The sequence below is a fragment of the Stenotrophomonas panacihumi genome (assembly GCF_001431645.1).
GTDB lineage: Bacteria > Pseudomonadota > Gammaproteobacteria > Xanthomonadales > Xanthomonadaceae > Stenotrophomonas_A > Stenotrophomonas_A panacihumi.
Genome location: NZ_LLXU01000088.1, coordinates 1 through 7,718 on the forward strand (window position 1 = coordinate 1; position 7,718 = coordinate 7,718).

10 protein-coding genes are annotated in these 7,718 nt (G+C 68.2%); 1 reads left to right on the forward strand and 9 read right to left on the reverse strand.

Annotated features, from left to right (window positions below; translation table 11 throughout):
* Positions 1–176: 176 nt before the first annotated feature.
* From cyoE to ARC20_RS11350, 4 genes are read right to left on the reverse strand one after another with little or no spacing between them, the layout of a single operon-like run.
* Positions 177–1,088, reverse strand: a complete 912-nt coding sequence (gene cyoE, locus ARC20_RS11335) for a heme o synthase (protein ID WP_425478493.1) — start codon at positions 1,086–1,088, stop codon at positions 177–179.
* A 5-nt stretch (positions 1,089–1,093) separates the two neighbouring features.
* Positions 1,094–2,257, reverse strand: a complete 1,164-nt coding sequence (locus ARC20_RS11340; protein WP_057647166.1) for a COX15/CtaA family protein — start codon at positions 2,255–2,257, stop codon at positions 1,094–1,096.
* 9 nt (positions 2,258–2,266) lie between these two features.
* Positions 2,267–2,842, reverse strand: a complete 576-nt coding sequence (locus ARC20_RS11345; protein WP_057647167.1) for a hypothetical protein — start codon at positions 2,840–2,842, stop codon at positions 2,267–2,269.
* A 13-nt stretch (positions 2,843–2,855) separates the two neighbouring features.
* Positions 2,856–3,590 carry an SURF1 family protein gene (locus tag ARC20_RS11350; protein ID WP_057647170.1) on the reverse strand — a complete coding sequence of 245 codons (735 nt, stop codon included), beginning with the start codon at positions 3,588–3,590 and terminating at the stop codon, positions 2,856–2,858.
* A 57-nt stretch (positions 3,591–3,647) separates the two neighbouring features.
* Here ARC20_RS11350 and ARC20_RS11355 point away from each other — a divergent pair, with 57 nt between their 5' ends.
* Positions 3,648–3,860 carry a twin transmembrane helix small protein gene (locus tag ARC20_RS11355; protein WP_057647172.1) on the forward strand — a complete coding sequence of 71 codons (213 nt, stop codon included), beginning with the start codon at positions 3,648–3,650 and terminating at the stop codon, positions 3,858–3,860.
* A gap of 11 nt (positions 3,861–3,871) precedes the next feature.
* On the opposite strand, the gene ARC20_RS11360 is transcribed toward ARC20_RS11355, so the two are convergent.
* The 5 genes from ARC20_RS11360 to coxB form a co-directional block, all read right to left on the reverse strand.
* Positions 3,872–4,750, reverse strand: a complete 879-nt coding sequence (locus ARC20_RS11360; protein ID WP_057647174.1) for a cytochrome c oxidase subunit 3 — start codon at positions 4,748–4,750, stop codon at positions 3,872–3,874.
* A gap of 32 nt (positions 4,751–4,782) precedes the next feature.
* Complete coding sequence (locus ARC20_RS11365; protein WP_057647176.1) at positions 4,783–5,373, reverse strand: cytochrome c oxidase assembly protein; 591 nt, start codon at positions 5,371–5,373, stop codon at positions 4,783–4,785.
* The gene (locus ARC20_RS18635) at positions 5,370–5,510 is read right to left on the reverse strand and encodes a hypothetical protein (RefSeq protein WP_181360141.1); all 141 of its coding nucleotides are present in this window, start codon (positions 5,508–5,510) and stop codon (positions 5,370–5,372) included. Before ARC20_RS18635 ends, ARC20_RS11365 begins: the two co-directional genes overlap by 4 nt.
* The gene (ctaD, locus tag ARC20_RS11370; RefSeq protein ID WP_057647177.1) at positions 5,491–7,095 is read right to left on the reverse strand and encodes a cytochrome c oxidase subunit I; all 1,605 of its coding nucleotides are present in this window, start codon (positions 7,093–7,095) and stop codon (positions 5,491–5,493) included. Before ctaD ends, ARC20_RS18635 begins: the two co-directional genes overlap by 20 nt.
* A 41-nt stretch (positions 7,096–7,136) precedes the next feature.
* On the reverse strand, positions 7,137–7,718 hold a 582-nt coding region (coxB, locus tag ARC20_RS11375; protein WP_081418161.1), incomplete at its 5' end, for a cytochrome c oxidase subunit II.

Below are 7,718 nucleotides of genomic sequence, written 5' to 3' on the forward strand. Positions count from 1 at the left end.
TGGATGGCGCCGACGAGCCCCCATGGATGGGTTCACGGCGTGTCCCGAAAGGGCCCCGCCCCCGCAGGCCGTGCACACAACCACAACCAGCCGATCAACATCGAAGGCCAAAGCCCCAACCACAAAGCACCGCACAACCAAAAAGGGCGGCCACCGACCGCCCCACAAATCACCACCTACTGCACAGCCATAGGCGGCGGCAGCAAGAACAACAAGTAGTGATCCACCAGCAGGAACGCAAACAGCGCCATCAGGTAGATGATCGAATACCGGAACATCTTCATGGAGAACAGCTCGTCCGGCGGCGACTGGATCCGCCACGCGTACCACATGAACATCCCGTTCAACACGACCAGCCCGCCGAGATAGAGCACCCCGCTCATCCCGAACACCACCGGCAGCAGCGTCGACACCGCCAGCAGCACCGAATACAGGAAGATCTGCCGCCGCGTGTACTCCACCCCGTGCGTCACCGGCAGCATCGGAATGGACGCCTTCGCGTAATCCGCCCGGCGGAAGATCGCCAGCGCCCAGAAATGCGGCGGCGTCCACAGGAAGATGATCAGCACCAGCAGCAGCGAATAGCCCCAGTCCCACGGGCCCTCCATGCCGGTTACCGCGGCCCACCCCAGCAGCGGCGGCGCCGCGCCGGCCAGCCCGCCGATCACGATGTTCTGCGGCGTCGCCCGCTTCAGGTACACCGTGTAGATCACCGCATAGCCGATCAGCGACGCGAACGTCAGCACCGCCGTGATCACGTTGACCCACAGCACCAGGATCGCCATCGAGATCAGCGTCAGGATCCCCGCGAACACCAGCACCTGCGCCGGCTTCACCTTGCCCACCACCAGCGGCCGCCAAGACGTGCGCGCCATCTGCGCGTCGATCTGCGCATCCAGCAACTGGTTGATCGCCGCCGCGGCCGAGGCCGCCAACCAGATCCCCAGGAAGCCCAGCAATCCCGCACGCACCTGCTCGGCCGTCGGCATGCCTGGAATCGCCAGGCACATGCCCACCAGCGCCGTGAACACGATCAGCGCCACCACCTTCGGCTTGGTCAGGTCCCAATAGTCGCGAACATTCACCATGGCCATCACTCCGGCGCGCGCAGGCGCGCGAGCAGGCTGACCAGCACGAACAGCAGCGCCACCGCGCCCCCGTTGTGCATCACCGCCACTGCCAGCGGCAGGGCGAGCTTGACGTTGAGGATGCCCAGCGTCACCTGCAGCACCACCAGCAGGCCCAGCGCCGCGGCCCAGCCGCGCATGCTCGGCGTGCGCGCCAGCCGCCACGACAGCCACAGCAGGTACAGGCCCGCCACCACCGCCATCAGGCGATGCGCCATCTGGATCGCGATGCGCGAGGCGCCATCGAGCACGCCGCCTTCGTAGTCCACGCCGATGCCGCGCCACAGGGTGAAGCCCTCGGCGAAATCATGCGGCGGCCACCACTGGCTCACGCAGCGCGGGAAGTTGTCCGCCGACCAGTCGCCGCCGCCGCAGGCCAGCGCCGCGTAGTTCGCGCTGACCCAGCCGCCGAGCGATACCTGCACCACCAGCAACACCACGCCCACGCGCACCATCCACTTCAGGCGCTGCGCGTCGGCCAGGGTGATCGGCAGGTGCGTCGCGCGCCATGCCATCCACACCAGCAGCGCGAACATCAGCATGCCGCCGAGCAGGTGGCCCATCACCACGATGGGCTTGAGCAGCAACGTCACCGTCCACATGCCCAGCAGCGCCTGGAAGATCACCGTGCACAACGTCAGCACCGCCACGCGCGCCAGGTCCTCGTTGGACCAGCGCATCGCCGCGAACAGCAGGATCGCCACGCCCGCCAAAGCCACGCCCGCGCCGGCCTCGTGCTGCCCGGACATGTAGAGCGGGATCGACAACGCCACCAGCACCGCGGCACTCACGATCTGCGCGATGCCGGCGCGGCGGCGACGCGCCGCCAGCAGCGCCAGCACCAGGATCTCGATGCCCAGCGCGCCGGCCAGGAAGCGGTGCACCTGCTCGCGCCACGCCTTGTGCGTTTCCAGCGGGCGGATCTTGCTGGCCACGTGCGCGTTGGCTTCGTCGGCGGTCTGCGGCCAGGTGACGCGGCCGTAGCACGTGGGCCAGTCCGGGCAGCTCAGCCCGGCGTCGGACAAACGCACGAACGAGCCGAACATGATCGTGCTGGCGGTCATCAGGGCCGCCAGCCAGGCCATGCGGTGGAAATGCCGGAACAGCGCCGGGCGCGCAAACAGGTTCATCCAGTCAACTCACATCAGTTTCAGCAGCTTGGCCAGGTCCTGGCGCAGGCCGCCGGCATCGAAGCCGGGGGCGTACCGCAGGATCACGAAGCCATTGGGGTCGATCACGTACACCGGCGTGCCCTGCGCATCGTCCACGCGCGGCAGCGCCGCGCGCAGCGCCGGGTCGGCCTGCAGCACGCGCAGTTCGGACATCGCCGGCAGGCCGGCCGGCGGGGTGCCGAGCCACAGCACCTCCACCTGGTCGGCATTGTGGCCGAGCATCTGCCAGGCATGGTCGATGTCGGCGGCCAGCGTCACGCACGCCGCGCCGCAGTCCGGCGCCGGGGCCAGCACCACGCGCCAGGTGCGCGCCTGCGGGTTCCAGGCGTACGGCGTGCCGTCGGCCAGCCGCGGCGCGCGCGCGCGCAGGTCCACCGGCGGCGAAAGCATTTCGCCGTGGTTGCGGTGGCCAGCAGGCTGCCAGCCGCTGAAGCGCAGGATCCCGGCCACCAGCAGGGTGCCGAAGAACAGGGCGAACAGGCCGATCAGCTTGCCGCGGCCACGTCGGCCGGAGGCGGGCGTCGCCAGGGAAGGAGAGGTCATGCGAGGGATTTTCTCACGGTGAGGCGATCCGCGCCTGCCGGCGGATCCGGCGGCGGCGCCACGCCAGCACGAGGGGCGTGGCCAGCACCGCGGCGGCCAGGCCGAACCATTGCACGGCGTAAGCGAGGTGCCGCGCGGGCGGCAAGGTGTTGGGCAGCACGTCGAGGTCGCGGGCGTAGCCCAGCGGCAGCGCGGGATCGAGCCGGAGCACCTGCGACGATATGTCGCGCCTGCCCGTGGTGGTGGCGATCGCCGCCGGTTCGATGCGCGTGGCCAGCCAGGTCGAGGGCTGCGCGGTGGGGCTCATCGCCGGCCCCAGGCGCAGGCCCGCCGAGGGCGGCGGCGCCAGCAGGCCGCGCACCGACTGCCGGCCGGTGATCGGCGCCAGCGTGGGCAGCTGGCGATCCGGCGGCAACGGCCACCAGCCCAGCTCCACCAGCAGCCAGTGGCCGGCGGCACTGCGCGCGGGCTGGTACACGCGCACGCCGGCGCGGCCGTCGCGCAGCTGGTTGTCGAGCAGGACCTGCTGCGGCTGCAGTTCGACCTCCCCGCTCACCCACTGCAACGTCTCCGGCCGGGCCAGGGCTTCGTCGAGCGTGCGCGGGTGCGCGCGCACCTGGCTGGCCTGCACCAGCAGCGCTTCCTTCTCGTGCATGCGCTGCAGTTGCCAGCGGCCGAGCATCGCGAACGCGGCGGCGACCGCCAGCGCCAGCAGCCAGCCCCAGCGCGGCGTGTGGTGGCGCGTCATGACAGCCGCCGGCAAAAGGAGTGCAATGCGGCTTCCCTACCGGCCCCCGGGACCGTCGTGAACGACTCGCTCAAGACCCTGCTGATTGTCGCGTTCCTGCTGGTCATCGTCTGGCAACTCGGCGCGGGGCTGTACTACCTGTTGACCGACCGCGAGGACAGCAAGCGCACGGTCAACGCGCTCACGCGGCGCATCGCGCTGTCGGTGGCGTTGATCGTGCTGGTCATCGTCGGCATCTGGACCGGCTGGATCAAGCCGCACGGCCTGTAGGCCGTGCGCGCTTACAGCACGTAGACGAACAGGAACAGCGCCAGCCACACCACGTCGACGAAGTGCCAGTACCACGCGGCCGCTTCGAAGGCGAAATGGTGGTCGCGGGTGAAATGCCCGCGCGCGGCGCGCAGCCACATCACGATCAGCATGATCGTGCCCAGCGCCACGTGCATGCCGTGGAAGCCGGTAAGCATGAAGAACGTGGAGCCGTAGATGCCCGAGCCCAGCGTCAGGTTGAGCGCGTGGTAGGCGTGCAGGTATTCCTCGGCCTGGAAGTAGAGGAACGTGCAGCCCAGCAGCACGGTCACGCCCTGCCACAGCAGCAGCTGGCTGCGGTGGCCGGCCTTGAGCGCGTGGTGGGCGATGGTGAGGGTCACGCCGGAGCTGAGCAGGATCAGCGTGTTGATCAGCGGCAGGCCCCACGCCGGGATGGTCTGGAAGTGGCCACCGACGCCACCGGGGCCGTTGGTCGGCCAGGCGGCGGAATAGCCGTTCCAGAGCAGCTCGTTGGTCATCACCCCGTCGCCGTGGCCGCCCAGCCAGTGCAGGCCGAGCACGCGGGTGTAGAACAGCGCGCCGAAGAAGGCGCCGAAGAACATCACTTCCGAGAAGATGAACCACACCATCCCCATGCGGAAGGAGACGCCGACCTGGTGGTTGTAGCGCCCGGCGTTGGATTCGCGGATGACATCGCCGAACCACATGAACAGCGTCGCCACCAGCATCGCCACGCCGGCGAAGAAGGTCCAGCGGCCCCACCCGGCATCGTTGAGCCAGGAGGCGACGCCGACCATCGTGACCAGCATCGCGATCGAACCGATGAACGGCCACCGGCTGTGCGTGGGCACGAAATAGGCGTTGGCATCGGCGGGACTATGTTCGGCCATGGCGTCGTTTCCGGGATCGGGTTTCGATGGACTCAGGGCGCGGCCTTGGGTGCGCCGGCCGGCGCGCCCGTCGACAGCTCGGAAGTCAGTGCGTCATTGCGATAGAAGGTGTACGACAGCGTGATCGTGTGGACATCCGCCGGCAGGTTGGGGTCGACGATGAAGCGCAGCGGCATGTCGCGCTGCTCGCCGGCCTGCAGGGTCTGGGCGGTGAAGCAGAAGCATTCGGTCTTGCTGAAATAACCCGACGCGCGCGCCGGCGCCACCGAGGGCACCGCGCTGCCGACCACCGCGTGGTCACTTTCGTTGCGGGCGAAGTACAGCGCCTCGTTGAGTTGCCCCGGCACCACTTCCATCGACTCCTGCTCGGGATGGAAGGCCCAGGGCAGGCGCGAATTGACGCTGCCGTCGAACTCCACGCGCACGCGGCGCTCGCCGGCCGGCGTGGCCACGGCCATGCGCCCGGAGCCCGGCCCGCGTTCGACGCGGATGCCGAACACCTTCTCGCACGCGATGCGGTACAGCGGCACCAGCGAAAACGTGAGCACGAACGCCGCCAGCACCACGCCGACCAGCTTGAGCAGGCCGGCGTTGGCTTGGGTCGGCGGCAGCGGCGCGTTCACCGCCCCAGCACCCCGGTCAGGATGAAGCCGACGTAGACCAGCACGGCGACCACCGCCACCACCGTGGCGGTGTGCCGCGCGCGGCGGCGGCGCTGGGCGAGCTCGGCCGCGGCCGGATCAGTGGCTGATGTCGTCATGGGCCAGGTCTCCCGGCTTGATCACCGGCGGCAGGGTGAAGGTGTGCGCCGGCGCCGGCGAAGGCACCGTCCATTCCAGGCCGCGCGCGCCTTCCCAGGCGCGGTCGGCGGCCTTGGCGCCGTTGCGCAGCGAGGACAGCAGGATGCCGGCCATCAGGAACGGCGTGAGGAACATGCCGAACGCGCCGATCGAGCTGACCAGGTTCCAGTCGGCGAACACCACGTTGTAATCCGGGATGCGGCGCGGCATGCCGGCCAGGCCGAGGAAGTGCTGCGGGAAGAACAGCACGTTGACGAAGATCATCGTCCACCAGAAGTGGAACTGCGCCCAGCGCTCGTTGTACATGCGCCCGGTCCACTTCGGCCACCAGTAGTACACCGCGGCGATCAGCGCGAACACCGCGCCGGTCACCAGCACGTAGTGGAAATGCGCCACCACGAAGTAGGTGTCGTGGTACTGGAAGTCGGCCGGCACGATGGCCAGCATCAGGCCGGAGAACCCACCGATGGTGAACAGGATGACGAAGGCGACCGCCCACAGCATCGGCGCTTCGAAGCTCAGCGAGCCCTTCCACATCGTGCTGACCCAGTTGAATACCTTCACGCCGGTCGGGATCGAGATCAGCATGGTGGCGAACATGAAGTAGATCTCGCCCCCCAGCGGCATGCCCACGGTGAACATGTGGTGGGCCCAGACGATGAAGCTCAGGAAGGCGATCGCGGCGATCGCGTACACCATGGCCTGGTAGCCGAACAGCGGCTTGCGGCTGAAGGTCGGAATGATCTCGCTGACCACGCCGAAGGCGGGCAGGATCATGATGTACACCTCGGGGTGCCCGAAGAACCAGAAGATGTGCTGGTACATCACCGGGTCACCGCCGCCGGCGGCATTGAAGAACGACGTGCCGAAGAACTTGTCGGTCAGCAGCATGGTGACCGCGCCGGCCAGCACCGGCATCACCGCGATCAGCAGGAAGGCGGTGATCAGCCACGCCCAGCAAAAGATCGGCATCTTCAGCAGGTCGATGCCCGGCGCGCGCATGTTGAGCACGGTGGCGATGATGTTGATCGCGCCCATGATCGAACTGATGCCGGCCACGTGGATGGCGAATACCGAGAAGGCCACGTTGTAGCCGCCCTGCAGCATCAGCGGCGGATACATCGTCCAGCCGCCGGCGGGCGCGCCGCCCGGCAGCACCAGCGTCACCAGCAGCATGGTGAAGGCGACCGGCAGCAGCCAGAACGACCAGTTGTTCATGCGCGGCAGCGCCATGTCCGGCGCGCCGATCTGCAGCGGGATCATCCAGTTGGCCAGGCCGACGAAGGCCGGCATCACGCCGCCGAAGATCATCACCAGCGCGTGCACGGTGGTCATCTGGTTGAAGAACTCGGGGCTGACGAACTGCCGTCCCGGCTGCGCCAACTCGGCGCGGATGATCACGCTCATCGCCGCGCCGACGATGAACATCAGGAACGAGAACCCCAGGTAGAGGGTGCCGATGTCCTTGTGGTTGGTCGAGAAGAACCAGCGTTCGACGAAGCTCTGCTGGTGGTGCCCGTGGGAATCGACTGCGGAATGCGCCATGACGATGGACTACCTCTGCGAATCGTTGCGGGGTATGCGGCTCAGCCGGCGGCGGGCTGCGGCGGGGTGGCGGGCGGCGCTTCCTGCGCGGGCGCGGCGGGCGCCTCGGCAGGGGCGGCCGGCTCGGCCGGCTTGAGCTTGCGCGAGGCCAGCCAGCGCTTGAACTCTTCCTTGGGCAGCGCCTCGACCACGATCGGCATGAAGCCGTGGTCCTTGCCGCACAACTCGGCGCACTGGCCGCGGTACACGCCGGGCTTCTCGATGTTGGTCCAGGCCTCGTTGATGAAGCCCGGCACCGCGTCCTGCTTCCAGCCCAGCGCCGGCACCCACCAGGCGTGGATCACGTCGTCGGAGGTGATCACGAAGCGGATCTTGGTATCGACCGGCAGCACCAAGCGGTTGTCCACGTCCAGCAGGTAGTGCGGGTTGCTGGCCACCGTGGGCACCTGGCCACTCTGGCGCACCTGGTTGGACTCACGGTCCAGCCGCGAGGTGAAGCTGACGTTCTCGCCGAGATACTCGTACTTCCACATCCACTGGTAGCCGGTGACCTTGACGGTCATTTCCGAATCGCGGAAGTCGTACATGGCGATCAGCTTGGCCGTGGCCGGCCACGCCATCAC